Genomic DNA, 17,521 nt, shown 5'->3' with positions numbered 1-17,521 from the left:
TCTTGATTTATAATATATTAAAAACATGATTTGAGGAGGGTTTTTATGATTTACTCTTTTAGAAGAGGAAAACCTGAGAATGGATGGGTGTTGATAGTGCATGGATTAGGAGAACATATAGGAAGATATGAAAAGATGATAAAAGATTTGGAGGATTTAGGTTTTGGTGTTATAGGCTTTGATTTGCCAGGTCATGGAAGAAGTGATGGAATAAGGGGAGATACAGATATTGAAGAGGTAATTAGTATCATTGATGATTTAACAAAAGATTTAGGAGAATTTCACATATTTGGACATAGCCTTGGTGGATTGATAGCAGTAAGATATGTTGAGGAGAGAGGAGGTAAAATAAAATCTTTAGTTGTTTCTTCTCCTGCATTATATGTGGAAGTATCTCCTTTTTTGAGAAAATTTGTGGAGATTTTTAGCAAGCTTACCCCTCATAGAACTATAAGTAATGGATTAGACACAAGTCAATTATCAAGAAATAGGAATGCAGTAGAAAAATATATAAAGGATCCTCTTGTTCATGATAAGATCTCTTTTAGGCTTGGAAATTCAATGGCTAAAAATATAGAGATTGCTCATCAGAAGGCAAAAGAGATAAAAGTTCCTGTTTTAATATTAATAGGAACTGCAGACAAAATTACACCACCTAAAGGAAGTATAGAATTTTTTGAAAAGCTAACCTCTCAGGATAAAGCATTAGTAAAATTTGAAGGAGGATACCACGAATTATTTGAGGATGAGGAACATTCTGAAAGATTTTATAATACTATTTATGAATGGCTAAAAAGACATTAAGGATTGGGGGCAAATTTGCCCCCAATCTCTTAAAATTTTCCAGATAAGCTGATTACATGTTGAGGTGTTAGTGCCTGAGTATATAAAAAGGCATAGTCAAAATTCAAATTTGAAAAGTTTACGCCTAAACCAAAAGTTACACCTTCTTTTGCCCCATCATATCCTGTTCTTAGAGTTAAGAATGGAAGGAAATTTACCTCTGTTCCAACATGAACTCTATTTAAAAAGTTTATCTTTTCAAGAAGAGAAACATCCGCTAAAAATTTAAGAGGAATATTTCCTAAATTTAATTTAAACATTCCTCCTAAAACTACATCTTTTCTTTCTACATTTTCTACTGTACCTGTGGACCATTTTAAATAGCTAACAGGATTATATAGAGCTAATGAAAGATTTATATTAGGATTTAATTCGTATATTGCTCCTAAGTCTACACCAAAACCTTGAGCAGAACCTGTATCTAATGTGGTTAGATAGAGATATAAAGTAGCGCCTAAACTTAAGTTTGGCATAACTTTACTTGCTACGCTGACTTGGAAGGCGTTTTCAGAGAAAGGAAATAAAAGTTCTTCAGAGTTTGCAATACTTTTAAGAGATGCACCAAATCCCAAGGAAATTTTGTTTAGAGGTAATACTCCTCCTAAAAATTCAACCCTTGTCCAAGATTCTGGCATTTCTAAGTGGGTAAAACCAACATTAATTTTATCTACATAGGTTAAGCCTGCAGGATTGTATACTAAAGCTCCCCAATCATCGGAAAGAGCGGAGTATGCTTCGCCTAATCCTACTGCCCTTGCATTTAGAAGCATAGGAGGAAAACTTGCAAAACTTTGAGATATTAGAAGAATCACAATTATAAAACTCAGTAAGATAACTTTCCTCATTAACTCCAATCCTCCTTCTTAATAGATTTATGAAAGGGGAGGATTTTTCCTCCCCTAATTTTATTTCAATATTCCAATAAACCTATTTATTCTTACTTCGCCTTGAGAGGATTTTGCTACAAGCTGGAATAGATAGAGACCATTTGGTAAGGTTATTCCTTTCCAGTTTATTCCTTCCCATACTACCTTGTAATTTCCAGCAGAAAGATCTCCTAAATCTTGTTCATATACTTTTTCTCCAGCAAGGTTGTATACTACAAACTTTACTTTTGCATCTTGAGTGATATTGAAGTATATCTCCGCTGGACCTTCTTTTGGATTGAAGGATTTTGTAAACTTAGTAACATTTGCAAAGGATAGAGGTAGATTAGAAGATATAGTGGTAGATGCAGTCTTTATTATCGTGTTATATAATTCATCCTTTGCAGTTGCTTCAATTATATATTTTCCATTGGGAAGTACCTTTCCGCTTTCATCCTTACCATCCCAAGTATAGGTGAAGCTTCCGTTATTGACTTTTACATTATTAGTGATTGTTTTAACAAGATTATTCTTTACTCCGTTTACAGTATCATAAACTTGAATAGTGAGGTAAGCATATCCTAAATCATCAGAAACAGTACCATTGATATTGCATGTCTCATTATTATTAGGATTAAAGGATGAAGTTACTGTGAATGTTAGGTTAGGATTCTGTGTATCAAGAAATAGTTCTCTTACCTTTCTTAATATTACCTCGTTAACTGAAGTGTCTACTCCTTCAAGTCCAAAGGCAAAATATACGACTCTGTAATGTTTATTTGGATCTACATATATTAGCCCAGCAGTTCCAGAGGATGCTATAGCTTTATTTACTATTAAAGGAGCTTTTTGCTCTTTAATTTTTTCTGGAAGTTTAATTTCAGGAGCAATTGGAGAAACCCCTTCTGGATTATATACTAATAGGGCTTGAGCTCCAGAAAGTGGATCAATCTCATCAGGATATGCTTGGTTTTGTGCAGAGTTTAAAGTATTTAAATTAAAGACTAATCCTTCAAAGGTTGTTCCATTAACTCCTTTTATGGAATAAATATCCGTACTATCTTGTACAAACTGTGCTTTTAGATAGCCGTTGTAGAAAGTAGAGCTTACATATCCTGCGGAAGATGCCCAACCTAAGTCTTGGCTTGTAATAAAGAGTTTCCCACCATTATCAAGGTAAGTCATAATTTCACTTTGCACAGAAGGATCATATATTGCACCCCAATCTCCTGCCCACATTACCCAATCATATGAGCCCATATATTGTGCGGATGGTACTACACTATCCTTGAACACATCAATTATATTGTATGTTACTCCTGCATCAGAAAGAGCATTCTCTAAATAAGGAGCAATTCCAAATTCTCCACCATCATCAGCAACAAGAAGTGCTTCTAAGTTTGTTGGAGTAGTAAAGGATTTTACAGACCAATCTGAAGTTCCACTGGCATTTTCTGCTCTTATTCTTGCGTAGTAGGTAGTTCCAAGATTTAGCATTTCAGAAAGAGAAGGTCTATATGTTGTATCTTGGGTATTAATGTCTATTACTAAATCTGTAAAATCTGGATCAGTTGCAACTTGAAGCTTGTAATTTGTAGCATAGGGAGTTTCCCATTTAAAGAGAGGTCTTACTGTAAGAGGATTATCTCCAGACCATGCAATATGGCTTACAAAACTTGGAGTATTAGGTGCCTGAGTAGATTTTACATAAATATCACAAGTAATATCATCTCCAGAGACAGCAATATTTCTTACAGCAACAGTGGTAGGAATTTCTCCATAAGCTTTGCTGTTTGGAGTGCTATTTTCATCAAAAGTAGTATTATTTGTGGAGCCAGGATATGGATGTCCTGCATTTCCAGAACTTAGTCTTTTTTCTAATTGCCAAAGTCCATTTGCCTGTTCTAAAGCTACTAAATAATGCCTTGAGGGATCAAGTCCTGGATACCATTCATTATCATTTTGGGTTCCTCGCATTTTCTCATCTACATGGTAAATGAGAAGCCCTTCTCCTCTTAGATAAGTATCAAATCCAATTTTTTGCCTATTTTCGAGTAGGAAATATTGATCTCCAATTTGTCCATCAGTCCAAAGCATATAAACTACTGGGTTTGTTTCTACAGGTGGAATTATAACGTTTGTTAAATTATCTGTGGGTATAATGGGAGTTACCCATCCAAGTTGAATCTTACTCCAGGCATCGAAGTGAGAAGGTCCTCCACCTATTGCATATCCACCAGGTCCTGCTGGACCATTCCAAGATCCTCCTGCCATCAAGCTCCATCTTCCAAGACCATAAGAGGAGTAGTCTCTATCATAAAGGTCTGGAAGATCTCCAAAGGAGTGTCCCATTTCATGAACAAATACTCCCACTGTTGAAGGAACAATTACTGGATTTCCTTGGGCATCATAATCTTCCATATATTCGGGCTCAATAGAGTATCTTATGGGGACCTTTTGTTCATTAATATTTACATAGACAGTAGATGCATGGGACCATATGTCATTTGGATCTCCAGTCCATTCTGCACCTTGACCTGAGTGAATAACAAAAACTACATCGTAATTTCTTAAATCATATCCAGAATCTACTGCGTGTTGAAGAACCTCTTTTACTAAAACAAATACTCCACCATTAAATCCATAATTTCCATCGTTTATATAGTAAGTGTAGGTATTTTGGGCAGTATACCAGGGAAGGACTGTTGCTGTTACATTGAATTGATTATAGGAGTTTTCTAAGTAGAATTCTTTAACACTTCCAACATTATAAGGGTTAATTGAGCTCCAATCTGCTCCGATACTATTAAAAAGAATATCAAAGTAGTTTGAGGGTATTACATCTTCAGGTTGTCTTGGTTTATCAGTAAACTCTACGGGAATTACAATGGCTTTTCCAATAGCTACCGCTTTTTCAATTACGCCATAAATTTTAGTTCCCTTTGGTATACTCACGGGTGTTACTTCAGGTAGGGTAGGAAGCTTAACCTTTTTTTCAATGAGTTTTTCATGGGGTGGCATGATTTTTACTTTGGTTAGGGGAATTGATTCTGCAAAAGTAAAGGAGATTAAGAATACTAAGAATATCAGGAGTCCCAAAAACCTTCGCATACACTAAACCTCCTTCTTGTATTTTTATATTTTAAAATTATAACATAAAAAGGGGGGACTCTAAGATGTTTGAGTCCCCCCTTTTTATGCTAATATGTTTTGTTTTTAAATAAAGGTGCCTATTTTAGCAATATCTTTTCTCTTGCGTCTTCTAAAATTAATGTTGCAATATCTCCTGTTCTGACCATAGCTGCATTTGCCTCATCAGTATCTATGTGTAGTTCCCAGGCAAACTTATCACTAACTCTTATTAGAACATTCTCAAATATAAGGGCTCTTTCTTTACCAAGTCTTACCTTAACAAGTTGTTTGTCTACTAATCCCAACTTTTCAGCAATTTCTGTAGGAGTATGGATATGTCTCCAGGCAATAATAACTCCTTTTGGTAGCTCAATCTCTCCTTTGGGACCTATAACCTTTATCCCTGGAGTTCCTTCAATATCTCCAGAATCTCTTACGGGTGGATTTAAGCCTAAGAAAATCGCATCAGTAAGAGATATTTCTACTTGAGTTGCTTTTCTTTCTGGTCCTAAGATCCTTAATTTAAGACTTCTTCCTTTAGGACCTATTACCTCCACCTCTTCCTCACAAGCAAATTGACCAGGTTGTGATAAGGGATTTCTTGGGGTTAATTTGTAACCAACTCCAAAAAGTTTTTCTTTATCCTCCATTGATAGATGGATATGTCTTGCAGAGACTCCAATCGGTACTTTTATTTCTTCCATTTTCAAACTCCTCCTTGAGATTTTTACATTCTATTAAAAAATTTATCCATGTATATTTTACCACTTTTTTCCAAATTTGTTTATTCTTAATTTTTGTGATATTAATCACAGCAAAATACATAATATAGTAGTAAAATAGTAATAAAATAATAAATTAAAAAGGAGGTATCAAAATGAGGCTTATCAAACTTTTTGCCTTAGTTACAATATTTTTATTCTCAGTATCTTTTGCCTCTAATATTGTTCCAAATCTTTCTCCTGAACTTCTTTTTGATTCCAGGGCTCTTGGTCTTGGAGGGGCTGTTACCGCTCTATCAGATCCAAGCTTTTCCTTTCTTTGGAATCCTGCAGGATTAGAAAAAAGCTCCTTATTAGGTTTAGGAGGAAATTTATCTATAAGTCTTTCTCCTTTAGATCCTCAAAATTTAGAGAATTGGAGAAAGGTTTTGGATTTATTCCAAAGCTTGTCTCAAGGTGAAGCTCCTTCTTCTCCACAACAATATGATGGTACTTTAAAGCTTGGAATTTCTGGGGGATTAAGGTTTAGAAACTTTTCTTTGGCTATGACAAATTATTTTGATGGTAATTTTAATGCTAACATTGAATCAACACAAACTGCAACCCTTCATGCGGAAGGAAATAACCAAACTACCCTAAATGTTACTTTTGCATCCTCTCTTGCAAATCTTCCTTTGGGACTTGCTAAACTAAGATATGGAATTAATATTGCAGGAATAAGAGGGCAAAAAGAAGTCTATGATTATAATAATGGAACAACCTATACGAGTTCTCAGGTTGGGTATGGAGTAAAAGTGGATGCAGGGGTTCTATTAAACATTACCCCAATTTTAAGATTAGGATTAGTGGGCAAAAATTTATATTCTACTTGGCTTTCTACAAGTTCCCAAAATACAGATTTTAATTTAGATTTACCAGAAAGAGAATATAGATTAGGGGTAATGGCACAAGTTCCTATTTTGGGAATTAAGGCTTTGGCAGATATTTGGTATCCTGAGATGGGAGAGAAGACAGTTCATATTGGTGTTGAGATTCCTTTTGTTTTACTATCCTTAAGGGCTGGAGCAATAACTGACTTGAATCTAAATCCCTTTTACTATACTTTAGGAGCTGGTATTAATCTTCTATTAATGCAAATTGATGCTGGGGTTGCATATGATGTATTGGCGAATAATATAACTACTGCAGTTTTAAGTGGAAAGATAGGATTTTAATTTCTAAGGGAGGGAATAAATTCCCTCCCTTTTCATAACGAAGAAAATCTTGTAAAATTTTTTGATTGTATGAAGAAGCCTTTATTGAGACATATAAAAAAGTTTTTGTGGGAACATAAGTGGGATTATACTCGAGGGATAATCTGTCTCTTATTAGCAGATATTTTTCAACTTATAACTCCAAGGTTTTTAGGATGGGGTGTTGATAATCTAAGGAAAGGTTTATTAGGAGTAAAAGAAATCATCATATATTCTTTTATACTAATTCTTTTTGCATTATTAACCGCTTTATTTAGATTCTTTTGGAGGATGTCTATAATCCCTACCTCAAGAAAATTAGAAGCTAAGATTAGAGATAAATATTTTTCTCATCTACAAAAATTATCTGTGAATTATTTTAATTACCACAAAACAGGAGAACTTATGGCTTTAGCTACAAACGATCTCAATGCAGTTAGAGAAATGTTTGGTTTTGGAGTAGTAATGTTTTTTGATTCCTTATTTATGGGTATAATCAGCTTATTTTTTCTATTTAGTATTAATGTAAAACTTACATTATACTTAGCTTTAATTCTTCCCCTCATTACCTTCTCTATGAGCTTTTTTGGTAGAATAACTCATCAAAGGTTTAAAGATGTTCAAGAAAGTTTTGCTATATTAACAGATAAGGCGGAAGAAACAGTGGCAGGTATAAGAGTTGTAAAAGCTTATGTGCAAGAAGAAGGAGAATTGAAAAATTTTCTAAATAAAGCTAAGGATTTATTGGAGAAAAATATTAGATTAGTTAGAGTTTGGGGGTTTATGTATCCATCTATAGAGTTCTTGGCAGGTTTATGTGTACTTATCATATTCTATTTTGGAGGAATGGCTGTTTTTTCAGGTGATATTACTTTAGGAGATTTTATTGCCTTTAATGGATACATAGGGCTTCTTATATGGCCTATGATGGCAATAGGGCAAGTAGTCAATACATTACAAAGAGGAAGAGCTTCCTTAGAGCGTATAAGTGAAGTTTTAGATGAGATACCTGAGATTAGAGATAGCAAGGATTCTATTTATAAGGAAAAAATAATTGGAGAAATAAAATTTGAGCATGTTTACTTTAAATATCATGGTAGTAATAGATGGGTATTAGAGGACATAAATTTTGAAGTTTATCCTGGCAAAATTTTAGGTATAACAGGTCCTGTAGGTTCTGGAAAAACTACCATTGTTAATTTAATTCCTCGTCTATTTGATATACAAAAGGGAGAGATTTATATTGATGACATACCTATAAAAAAATTGTCTTTGAGTTGTCTTAGAAAAAGTATAGGTTTTGTTCCCCAAGACAGTTTTCTATTTTCTGATACTATTGCTAATAATATACGTTTTGGGAATCCAAATATATCTGATGAGGAAATAAAAAAATTGATTGAGATAGTAGCTTTGGATGATGATCTAAAAGATTTCCCTCAGGGATTAGAAACCATGGTGGGTGAAAGAGGAATTACACTATCAGGAGGTCAAAAACAAAGAATTTCTTTGGCAAGAGCTTTGGCATTAAATCCATCCATATTGATTTTAGATGATGCTTTATCTGCTGTGGATGCTCATACAGAGAAAAGGATTCTGGCAAACTTAAGAGATATTAGAAAAGACAAAACTTTAATTATCATTGCCCAAAGGCTCTCTGTTATTCAGGATGCTGATGAGATTTTGGTTTTAAAAGAAGGAAGAATAATTGAGAGAGGAAATCATGAGAAGCTAATGAAAATTGGTGGATTTTATGCCAAATTATATGAAGAGCAAAGATTGGAATCGAGATTGGAGGAAGACTTTCAATGAATTACTTGGATGAGCAGGAAATATTGGGTAAGGCTTATGATGCACGTTTAATGAGGAGACTCTTAAGATACGCAAAGCCTCATTTTAAAGGTATAATTTTTGCTCTCATTCTTATATTAATTCTAACTCTATTAAAATTAATTAATCCTTATATAGTGAAGGGTGCTATTGATAATAGTATAAATCCCTTTGTAACCATTAATTTAAATGGCAAAGAGGAAAAGGTTTATATCATTAATGGAAATAGAAGATCTTTTATTAGTAATAAAGACTGGGATTACTTAGTAAGGAATTATCCTATAAAGAGATTAGATAAAGATTTTTATATTCTTGAAAAGGATCTAAACAAAATGTCATATAGGGATAGAAAAATATTAAGGGCATGGGACTTTAACTATTTAAAAAAATCTGCCCTTTTATACTTTCTTGTAATAATACTAATTTTTCTTTTAACTTATATTCAGGTTTATATACTCCAGTTAACCTCTCAGAAAATTATTTATGATCTTAGAAAAGACATATTCTCACATGTTCTAAGGCTTCCTGTAAGTTTTTTTGATAGAAATCCTGTAGGAAGGATTGTCACAAGAATTGCTAATGATCCTGAGACTCTTCAGGAGATGTACAATTCTGTTATAACCAGTGTGGTTGTAGATGTATTTCTTATTTTAGGGCTATCCATTTTTATGTTTATATTAAATTGGAAGCTTGCATCTATTGTAGTTTTATCTCTTCCTATAGTGGGATATATGAGCTTTATTTTTAGAAAGTATGCCAGAAAAGCTTATAGAGATTTTAGAATTCAGTTGGCAAGGATTAATGCATATCTTGCGGAGCATATATCAGGAATAAAAATCACTCAGCTTTTTTCCAGAGAGTTAGAAAATGAAAAGGAATTTAGGGTTATAAATAATGCTTTATTAGGAGCACAATTAAGGTTTATTTTTGTAAATGCTGTTTTTCGTCCTTTAGTAAGTGCTTTAGGTAGTTTTGTTACTGCATTTTTGATATATTCAGGTGGTCTGCAGATATTAAGGAATGAGATCAGTTTTGGTATGCTTTTCTTGTTTATCTCTTATTTAGATACATTTTTTAGACCTATTCAGGATTTAGCAGAAAAGTATGATATATTACAAAATGCTATGGCATCTTCAGAAAGGATATTTATGCTTTTAGATGAGCCAATAACGATAAAATCTCCTAAAAATCCTATTAGATTGAATAAGGTAAAAGGAAAGGTAGAATTTAGGAATGTGTGGTTTGCATATGATAAAGAGTGGGTTTTGAAGGATATTTCTTTTGTTATTGAGCCTGGAGAAAAGGTGGCTTTTGTGGGACACACTGGAGCAGGTAAAACATCTATAATAAACTTGATAACAAGGTTTTATGATATTCAAAAAGGAGAGATATTGATTGATGACATAAATATTAAAGATTTAAGTTTGGAGGATCTACGCAAAAATATAAGTATTGTTCTTCAGGATGTGCATCTCTTTGCTACGGATATTCTTCACAATATTAGACTAAATAGAGATGATATACCTGAGGAGAAGGTAAGGGAGTCTGCAAGATTAGTAAATGCAGAAGATTTCATTCTTAAGCTACCTCAAGGATATAAAACACCTGTACAGGAGAGAGGAGCTACTTTATCTGCAGGTCAAAGACAGCTTATTGCTTTTGCAAGAGCTTTGGTTTTTGATCCAAAAATTTTAATACTGGATGAGGCAACAGCAAACATTGATACAGAAACAGAAAGACTAATTCAGGATGCTTTAGAAAAGTTAATACGTGGAAGGACTAGTATCATAATTGCTCACAGACTATCTACTATTAAAAATGTTGATACAATATATGTACTTCATAAAGGGAAAATTGTAGAAAAAGGAAATCATCAGGAACTCATCAGGCAAAAGGGACTCTATTATCATTTATACCAATTACAAAATTTAAATGTGAAAGTATAATATTTATAAATAGTGGGTAAAGGAGAATGAATAATGAAAAGATTTTGGGTATTTACTTTCTTCATGCTATTTTGTTCCCTTTCTTTTTCACAAGAATTTGGCATTAACTTTATAAAGACTATTAAAATAGGAAGTGACTCCGTAAACTTTTTTGAAATTTTGGGTAGCGTATTAGCTTTTTCTCAGAAAGACACTCTTGTTTTAGTATCTTTAAAAGATAATAAGGAATTAGTTAGGTTAAAGGTTAGATCCGAAAAGGCTAAAGATGCTGATAATATATCCATAACAAATTTTCATTTTTTAGATCCTGAAAGAATTTTTGTGGTAAATAACGAACCTTATGCATTAATTTATAACATTACAAAGAAAACTGTTTCTCCTTTACCTTATAACAAAGAGAATGTGGTAAATACAAAAAGCTATGTATTTACAGAGAAGATAGAAAGTATAGAAGATATTATTATTTCTCCTTCAGGAAATTTTCTCATTGAAAAGGTACATATAATGAATTACCTATTAGGAGGGTTTCTTTTGTTAGATGAGTGGTATGAGTACAATGTGATAACCTATCCTAAGATGGAGAGATTATACACTATTAGTACTAAAAAGGATTATTCAGAGTTCGACTTCTTGATGAGTGGTAAAGATCAATATCTTTTTATCATAAACCCTATTATGGCAAGTAATAAAAAGAGTTATGCTTTAATAATAAAGGATTTAAGAAGTGGTAAAGATTTGAAATATTTCTATGAAAAGGATAGAATTATTGCTTATAATCTCTCCAAAAATGATAAATACTTTGTTTTTTCCTTAGATGGAAAAGAAGAAGTTGTGCTTATTGATTTATCTAACCTTAAAGAGATTGCTTCTTTTCCTGCAATTGGTAATCCTGTTATAAGTCCTTTGGAAAACCTCATTGCTATTGAGGAAAATAGTGAAATTAATATTTTTACCATAAATGATAAAAGGTTAATATTAAATGTCAGGGGCTCTCACCCAGTTTTTTCTTTTGATGAAAAGTTTTTAGTTTATTCCTTAGGTGAGCATTTTCTTGCTCCCACAAAAGAGATTGTTATCCGTTCTTTAATGAAGGAGCAGAGAAGAAATATAAGCTTAGATAATGAATATTTCTTAGAAAAAATGGAATGGACTTATGATAACAGGTATCTCATATTGTTAGTAATGGGTGGGGATGGATATAAGATTTTGGTCTATGAAATAAAATAGAAAAATTTTTCATCTAAAGATTAGATAAAATCCCCCTTAGGGGTTATCTATAAAAGAGAGGGGATTCATCCCCTCTCTTTAGGATTTAAACTTCCAGTCTACTTTGCCACAGTCTCTACACTCGAGACAGCGTATGCAGTCAGGCGAATTTGGGGTTTTATAAACCTCAATATTTATAGGGCATTTTGATTTGCAAAGTCCACACTTGGGACAAGTAGGCTTTATTTCTAAATGATAAAAGGAAATCTTATTGAAAATAGAAAGGATTGTCCCTAATGGACATATAAATCTACAAAAGGGTCTTGATATAAATATGCTTGACAGGATTAGTAGTAATAATAGAAAAACTTTAAAAGCAAATAATGTGCCCACCAAACTTCTGAGGCTTGCATTTAGTAGTATTTGTGGAATTCCAGCTTCTAACGTACCTGCTGGACAAAGCTTGCAGAACCACGGTTCTAAGGTAAAATATGGTACTAAAATTACTAAAACAATTAGAATTATCCATCTTACAAAAGCAAATTTATTGCTTATAACAATTTTTTTACTTGGAATTTTGTATAATAGATCTTGAAAAAAGCCAAAAGGACATATCCAGCCACAAAAATACCTTCCTAATAATACTCCCCCAAGGATCAGAATCCCAATAAGTAAAAATGGAAATTCTCTTATTACAATAAAATGTTGAAGGGTGCCAATAGGGCAGGCAAAATTTGCTAAAGGACAGGAATAACAATTAAGAACAGGAATTGGAATATACTTCCCTATTGGCGCCAGATAATATGAATTTATGACTAAGGTACTAATTATTTGCCATAGTGTTCTATTAAAAAAATTTATCTTTCTTATTACTCTTCCTTTAGTTCGAAGTCGTCCACCCATGCCCAGTTTCCAGTATTTCCATCTATTATTAAACTAATCCTTATTTCTCCTGTGGTCACGTCAATATTTTTAATTGTGGGATTACTCCATTTTAGCCATCCTGTATTAACTATGTTGACAGCTTTGTCTTCTCCACCATATCCACTTACTTTAAGTTGTACTAAGTTTTCTCCTCCTCCCCCTTGTATCCATAAGCTTACTCTATATTTTCCAGGTTTTAAGCCTTTCACTATCTGGTAAAGCTCAAATTTGAAAGGTTTATCTAACCAGTAGTTTAAAGCAAAATCCCCAGATTTTGCATTTTGAGGAGGACTTGCCTTTGCTACTTTAACGGCGGATACATCGCCAATTACTTTCCAAGGCTCAAGACTTCCTGATTCAAAACTTGGATTTTGGATATAGTTCTTTTCCCCAATAACGGTAATATCTGCATAAATATTGGCATTTATTCCTTCAATAGTCCCTTTTAACTTGAAATTTCCAGGAGTTGAAAGAAGCTCACTTTTTATCTCTTCCCACTTAACTTCCAAGGATCTAATAGAGTCATCACTAAAGAGGACTTTTACCTTATTAGGAAGTTTTGGTATTTCTCCTGTAGAGACCTTAATATTTATAGAAGACAAAACTTCTTTAAACTCAGGCTTATAATAACTACTACCATATACAAGATTAAATACATCAAGGGAGGGTAAGGCATTTCCATTAAAATCAAAAAGGGCTTGATTTTCCCATGGATTTCCTTCACCTGTTTTCCATCCTGCTCCTTTCACAGGAATCCAACAACCCTCCCAATAAAATATGCCTAAGCCTTTATTATTTGGTATCTGAGATACTACTTCCATAATGTCTCTTATTGCTAAAGCCTGTCCTTGGATTGTAGCTTTATATCCTCCTTGCTCTTCCATCCCAGGACCAAATATATTGGAATGTCCATCTGCATCTTGTAAGGTCCAAGGGTAAGCCGTTTCAAAAATAGCAATTTCTTTTCCTAACCATTGAGCAATGTCATTTAGATTTGTTCTTAGCTCTTCAAGGGTACCATGCCAATAAGGATAGTAAGAAACTCCAATTACATCAAAATCTAATTTATTTTTTCTACTCATAATGTTCCCAAAGAACCACTTGAATAGCGCATTATTTCCACCCTCTGCTAAATGTATTGCAACTTTAATATTTTTATCTATCCTTCTTACTGCACTTGCTCCTGCATTAAAGAGTTTAATGAATTCATCAAAGCCTCCTACATTTTCTCCTATTAATTTTCCATCAGACCATAAAAATCCATTGTTAACTTCATTCCCAATTTGAACCATATCAGGAAGAGCTTTGTTATCCTTCATGTATTTTAGAACTTTATAGGTGAAATCTGAAACAGCTTTTGTTAAAGCAGAACCTTTTAGGTTTGCCCATTCTTTTGGTTTGTTTTGTTTTCCAGGATCAGCCCACCAATCACTATAATGGAAGTCAATGAGTACCTTCATTCCCAATGCTTTTGCTCTTTTGGCGATTTCAGTCATCTTTATATAATCACAGTTTCCTCCACCAAGTGGATTTCCCTTTTCATCTTTAGGATCGTTCCATATTCGAAGTCTGATCCAGTTTACTCCGTGATCTTTTAAAATTTGCAATGCATCTTTTTCTACACCATTATCATAGAATTTACCACCATGAGCTTCGATCTCATATAACATTGATACATCCATGCCTCTTATGAAGTCTGGAGGCAAATTTTTTATGGGATTAACAATAACTCTCTCTTCTGAAATACCAGGCATAATTGAGAGTATTATACCAAAAATTAATGGCATAACAATAGTGATTAATAATTTTTTGCAAAAATTTTTTGGCATGGATACCTTTAGTAAAAGAGACATATATTCTTAAATTAAATTCTTGCTTTTTTAACCTCTTCTACAAAGGCTTTTGCTGTTTGAGTGATAATTTCAAACTTTTGCTCCTTAACTGCTTTTTTATCTACCAGGTTTCCTCCTACTCCCACGAAGCAGGCTCCTGCTTTAATAAACTCACCTACATTCTCTAAACTAACTCCTCCTGTGGGGGATATTCTTATATATGGCATTGGTCCATGTATTGCTTTAATGTAAGAGGGACCTAAACTTTCCGCTGGAAAAAGTTTAACAACGTCTGCGCCTTCTTCCCATGCTCTAAGTATCTCTGTGGGAGTATATGCTCCAGGAATTACAACTTTATCATAGCTATGACATATTTTGATTATCTCAGGTTTTAAAATAGGTGAGACAATAAAATCCGCTCCAGCGAGGATTGCCATTCTTGCAGTTTCTGGATCAAGTACTGTTCCCACTCCTAAAACAATTTCTTTCCCCATTTGTTTTTTTATCTCTGGAAGTATATTTAAAGCTCCAGAAGTAGTCATTGTTAATTCTATTCCAATAACACCACCATCTTTTAAGGCTTTTGCAATGTTTAAAAGTTCATCTGAAGAATCCACTCTAATAACTGCAACAACCCCACAATCAATAATTTTATCTAATGTTTGAAATCTACTCATGCTTTTATTCCTCCTTTTGATAATGTTTTCTCATCTCTTCGTTAAAAGGCAGACTTAATATTTCATCAATTACGTTTTTTACCTGTTCATAGGACTTTGTCCGAGGGTCTCTTATTAATATTTCTTCTAAGACTCTACGATCTCCAGTTTTGAAAGCATGAAGTGCCCATTCCATTCTTAATATTCTTGGCAATAAATACATTTTTTTGATTCTCTCTGTTAAATCTGGCTCAATTTTTTCAGGGAATATACCATTTTTGTTGACTATACAAGGTACCTCTACTATAACATCCTTTGGCAATTCAGATATTGTTCCATTATTAGGAATGTTCAAAAATAATCTTTTTTCTTTATTATTAACTATGGCATTTATAAATAAAATCTGTTGTTCCCCACTCAATTTATCTTTAGAGAATTCAATAGGCAAAATTTCTGTTAAATTAATATTAGGGTTTTCTAAAATCTGTTTTGCAAGTTGAAGTCCACTTCTTCTTAAGGCTCTAAGTTGTTCATAAAATTTGGGTCTTTCTACCTCATTATCTATACCACCAAATTTCCCAAGCCATTTTTTCTTTGTTTCAAGGTTGTAGTGATATTTCCATGTGCCATTTCTTACCGTATCTCCAATAGGGAGCATTCCATAAAATTTGTACATATCTATGGCGCAAGGACTAAGTTGTAAATCCCAGGGATCTTTTGGTTCCCATTCATGGGATTTTTCTTCTATCCATTGGTCCAGAATTTTGTATGCGTTTTCTCCATTATATAAAAATCTGTTTAGAAAAATGCCATGATTTACTCCTGCTATTTGCCAGTCTACTTTATTGGGATCTAAGTTCAAAGTATTTATAACCTCATAAACCCCATGAAAACCATGACATATTCCAATAATTCTTACATCTGTTTCTCTGCTTACTAATTGTGTGATTTCAAACACTGGATTAGCGGTTTGAAGAAGATAAGCCTTTGGAGATAATTTTTCAACGGTTTTTGCAATATCTAAAGAAAGTTTTAATTGGTTAAAATTAGATAAAGTGTAATAATCAGAAACCATATTAAATTCTTGGCTATCTATACCTCTATAATATCCATGTTTCTCTCCTATTTCTCTCATTATTTCATACTGTACATATCCATCTTCATGCCCTTTTGCTCTGTGTAAAGCTGTATTTATTACAAAACTTGCAGAATCAATAGACTCTTCTAAACTTAGTGTTTTTTCGATTTTTACATCTGCTGAAAGCTCTTTTCTATATTTCTCAGCTAATACATAAGTGGCATTAAGTCTTTCTTCATCTATATCCATTAAAGATATGGTAACTCCAAAAAGTTCTTTGGTTTTAAAAATATCACCTAACAGTTTCAATGTATATCTGACACTACCTGCCCCTACAAAGGAAATTTTTATATTTGCCATGATTTCCCCCCTTTATTTTAGTTCTCTTAAAATCTTCTCCACATACTTAATCCATTGATGTTTTGGATCGTCTGCCATTAATTGTTCCCTTGTATCTCCAGCCAAAATCCATAGATAATATAGTTGATATCCTGGTGCTGCTACTACAGGATGATATCCTCTTTTTATCATTAGTAAAGAATTATCTTCTATTAAATAAACATTATCTATATCCCCTTCTTGAGTATACACTCTTTGGAGTCCAAAACCATGAGATGGATTCAATTTATAGAAATATACTTCTTCCATTCTTACCTCATAAGGATAGTTGTCTTTATCATGTTTGTGAGGTGGATAGCTGGACCAATTTCCTGGTGGATTAATAGTTTCGCCAATAAGTAATCTTTTTGCTTTAATTCTTTTATCAATAATATCTTTTACATCTCTTCTCCAATTTCCAGCACCTACATTTCTTACTGTCACATCTTCCGGCTTTATTAGTTTTACATCTTCATCTGTTTTTACTTTTGTTTTTCCTATTGCTATTTCAACGTTTTCTAAGGCTTCTATTGTTACCTCTTTATTATTAGGAACATATAGAGAATATGCATTTCCATCAAATACATTTCGTCTTGCTCCAAGGGATGAATAGGAAATATCATCTACTTTTATGTTACATCTTCCTGTTAAGATAATAATTCCTACTTCGTAGTCCTTTGAGGAAAATGTATAACTATCACCTTTTTCTCCCTTAAAAATGTCAAATTCAATGAATTCCATTTCTCCAGGTTTAACTAGTTGATTTAGTCCAGGCTCTAAGTTTACTTTTCTAAACATTTTTTAATCCTCCTTTTTTATATAGTCAAAAAAATAGAATTTTAAAAACCCGATTCTCTCCTAAAGATATAATTTAATATT

The 17,521-nt window shown here is 33.1% G+C and carries 13 protein-coding genes; 5 read left to right on the top strand and 8 right to left on the bottom strand.

All coding sequences use genetic code 11. From position 1 onward, the window contains the following. Positions 1–45 precede the first annotated feature (45 nt). On the top strand, positions 46–804 hold the full coding sequence (locus CBR30_04780; GenBank protein PMQ01723.1) for a lysophospholipase: 759 nt from the start codon (positions 46–48) through the stop codon (positions 802–804). Between the two features lie 29 nt (positions 805–833). Here CBR30_04780 and CBR30_04775 read toward each other — a convergent pair whose 3' ends face one another. The 3 genes from CBR30_04775 to CBR30_04765 all read right to left on the bottom strand — a co-directional run bounded on the left by CBR30_04775 (position 834) and on the right by CBR30_04765 (position 5,545). Beyond that, the gene (locus CBR30_04775) at positions 834–1,688 is read right to left on the bottom strand and encodes a hypothetical protein (protein PMQ01722.1); all 855 of its coding nucleotides are present in this window, start codon (positions 1,686–1,688) and stop codon (positions 834–836) included. 60 nt (positions 1,689–1,748) lie between these two features. Then, positions 1,749–4,820 carry a protease gene (locus CBR30_04770; GenBank protein ID PMQ01721.1) on the bottom strand — a complete coding sequence of 1,024 codons (3,072 nt, stop codon included), beginning with the start codon at positions 4,818–4,820 and terminating at the stop codon, positions 1,749–1,751. A gap of 119 nt (positions 4,821–4,939) precedes the next feature. Continuing rightward, positions 4,940–5,545, bottom strand: a complete 606-nt coding sequence (locus tag CBR30_04765) for a propanediol utilization protein (protein ID PMQ01720.1) — start codon at positions 5,543–5,545, stop codon at positions 4,940–4,942. A 173-nt stretch (positions 5,546–5,718) separates the two neighbouring features. Between CBR30_04765 and CBR30_04760 the strand changes: the two genes are divergently transcribed. The 4 genes from CBR30_04760 to CBR30_04745 all read left to right on the top strand — a co-directional run bounded on the left by CBR30_04760 (position 5,719) and on the right by CBR30_04745 (position 11,795). Next, positions 5,719–6,777, top strand: coding sequence for a hypothetical protein (locus CBR30_04760; protein PMQ01719.1), 1,059 nt, complete (start codon positions 5,719–5,721; stop codon positions 6,775–6,777). A gap of 69 nt (positions 6,778–6,846) precedes the next feature. Beyond that, complete coding sequence (locus CBR30_04755) at positions 6,847–8,604, top strand: multidrug ABC transporter ATP-binding protein (protein PMQ01718.1); 1,758 nt, start codon at positions 6,847–6,849, stop codon at positions 8,602–8,604. Beyond that, positions 8,601–10,568 (top strand): lipid A ABC transporter permease/ATP-binding protein, encoded by a 1,968-nt coding sequence (locus CBR30_04750; protein ID PMQ01717.1) that lies wholly within the window; start codon positions 8,601–8,603, stop codon positions 10,566–10,568. The genes CBR30_04755 and CBR30_04750 overlap by 4 nt, the downstream gene beginning before the upstream one ends. 33 nt (positions 10,569–10,601) lie before the next feature. Next, entirely contained in the window at positions 10,602–11,795 is a 1,194-nt protein-coding gene (locus CBR30_04745; GenBank protein ID PMQ01716.1) for a hypothetical protein, read from the top strand. 78 nt (positions 11,796–11,873) lie between these two features. Here CBR30_04745 and CBR30_04740 read toward each other — a convergent pair whose 3' ends face one another. The 5 genes from CBR30_04740 to iolB are packed head-to-tail and all read right to left on the bottom strand — an operon-like array spanning position 11,874 to position 17,440. Next, on the bottom strand, positions 11,874–12,644 hold the full coding sequence (locus CBR30_04740; GenBank protein ID PMQ01753.1) for a 4Fe-4S binding protein: 771 nt from the start codon (positions 12,642–12,644) through the stop codon (positions 11,874–11,876). Beyond that, positions 12,644–14,527 (bottom strand): arabinogalactan endo-1,4-beta-galactosidase, encoded by a 1,884-nt coding sequence (locus tag CBR30_04735; GenBank protein ID PMQ01752.1) that lies wholly within the window; start codon positions 14,525–14,527, stop codon positions 12,644–12,646. Before CBR30_04735 ends, CBR30_04740 begins: the two co-directional genes overlap by 1 nt. 35 nt (positions 14,528–14,562) lie before the next feature. After that, positions 14,563–15,207: a 2-dehydro-3-deoxyphosphogluconate aldolase gene (locus tag CBR30_04730; GenBank protein PMQ01715.1), complete on the bottom strand. Its 645-nt coding sequence runs from the start codon at positions 15,205–15,207 to the stop codon at positions 14,563–14,565. 4 nt (positions 15,208–15,211) lie between these two features. Further along, positions 15,212–16,624 (bottom strand): alpha-glucosidase/alpha-galactosidase, encoded by a 1,413-nt coding sequence (locus CBR30_04725; protein ID PMQ01714.1) that lies wholly within the window; start codon positions 16,622–16,624, stop codon positions 15,212–15,214. A gap of 12 nt (positions 16,625–16,636) precedes the next feature. After that, positions 16,637–17,440, bottom strand: a complete 804-nt coding sequence (gene iolB, locus CBR30_04720) for a 5-deoxy-glucuronate isomerase (GenBank protein PMQ01713.1) — start codon at positions 17,438–17,440, stop codon at positions 16,637–16,639. Positions 17,441–17,521 lie beyond the last annotated feature (81 nt).

It is taken from the genome of Dictyoglomus sp. NZ13-RE01 (genome assembly GCA_002878375.1).
In the GTDB taxonomy this organism is placed as follows: Bacteria; Dictyoglomota; Dictyoglomia; order Dictyoglomales; family Dictyoglomaceae; genus NZ13-RE01.
Note: the sequence above shows the minus strand (reverse complement) of the source record. Positions and strands in the feature narration are given on the sequence as shown.

Coding starts and splice junctions, on each gene's coding strand:
- CBR30_04755 (PMQ01718.1), top strand. CDS start 6,847: ATGAAGAAGCCTTTATTGAGACATATAAAAAAGTTTTTGTGGGAACAT.
- CBR30_04780 (PMQ01723.1), top strand. CDS start 46: ATGATTTACTCTTTTAGAAGAGGAAAACCTGAGAATGGATGGGTGTTG.
- CBR30_04760 (PMQ01719.1), top strand. CDS start 5,719: ATGAGGCTTATCAAACTTTTTGCCTTAGTTACAATATTTTTATTCTCA.
- CBR30_04775 (PMQ01722.1), bottom strand. CDS start 1,688: ATGAGGAAAGTTATCTTACTGAGTTTTATAATTGTGATTCTTCTAATA.
- CBR30_04770 (PMQ01721.1), bottom strand. CDS start 4,820: ATGCGAAGGTTTTTGGGACTCCTGATATTCTTAGTATTCTTAATCTCC.
- CBR30_04750 (PMQ01717.1), top strand. CDS start 8,601: ATGAATTACTTGGATGAGCAGGAAATATTGGGTAAGGCTTATGATGCA.
- CBR30_04725 (PMQ01714.1), bottom strand. CDS start 16,624: ATGGCAAATATAAAAATTTCCTTTGTAGGGGCAGGTAGTGTCAGATAT.
- CBR30_04745 (PMQ01716.1), top strand. CDS start 10,602: ATGAAAAGATTTTGGGTATTTACTTTCTTCATGCTATTTTGTTCCCTT.
- CBR30_04735 (PMQ01752.1), bottom strand. CDS start 14,527: ATGCCAAAAAATTTTTGCAAAAAATTATTAATCACTATTGTTATGCCA.
- CBR30_04730 (PMQ01715.1), bottom strand. CDS start 15,207: ATGAGTAGATTTCAAACATTAGATAAAATTATTGATTGTGGGGTTGTT.
- iolB (PMQ01713.1), bottom strand. CDS start 17,440: ATGTTTAGAAAAGTAAACTTAGAGCCTGGACTAAATCAACTAGTTAAA.
- CBR30_04765 (PMQ01720.1), bottom strand. CDS start 5,545: ATGGAAGAAATAAAAGTACCGATTGGAGTCTCTGCAAGACATATCCAT.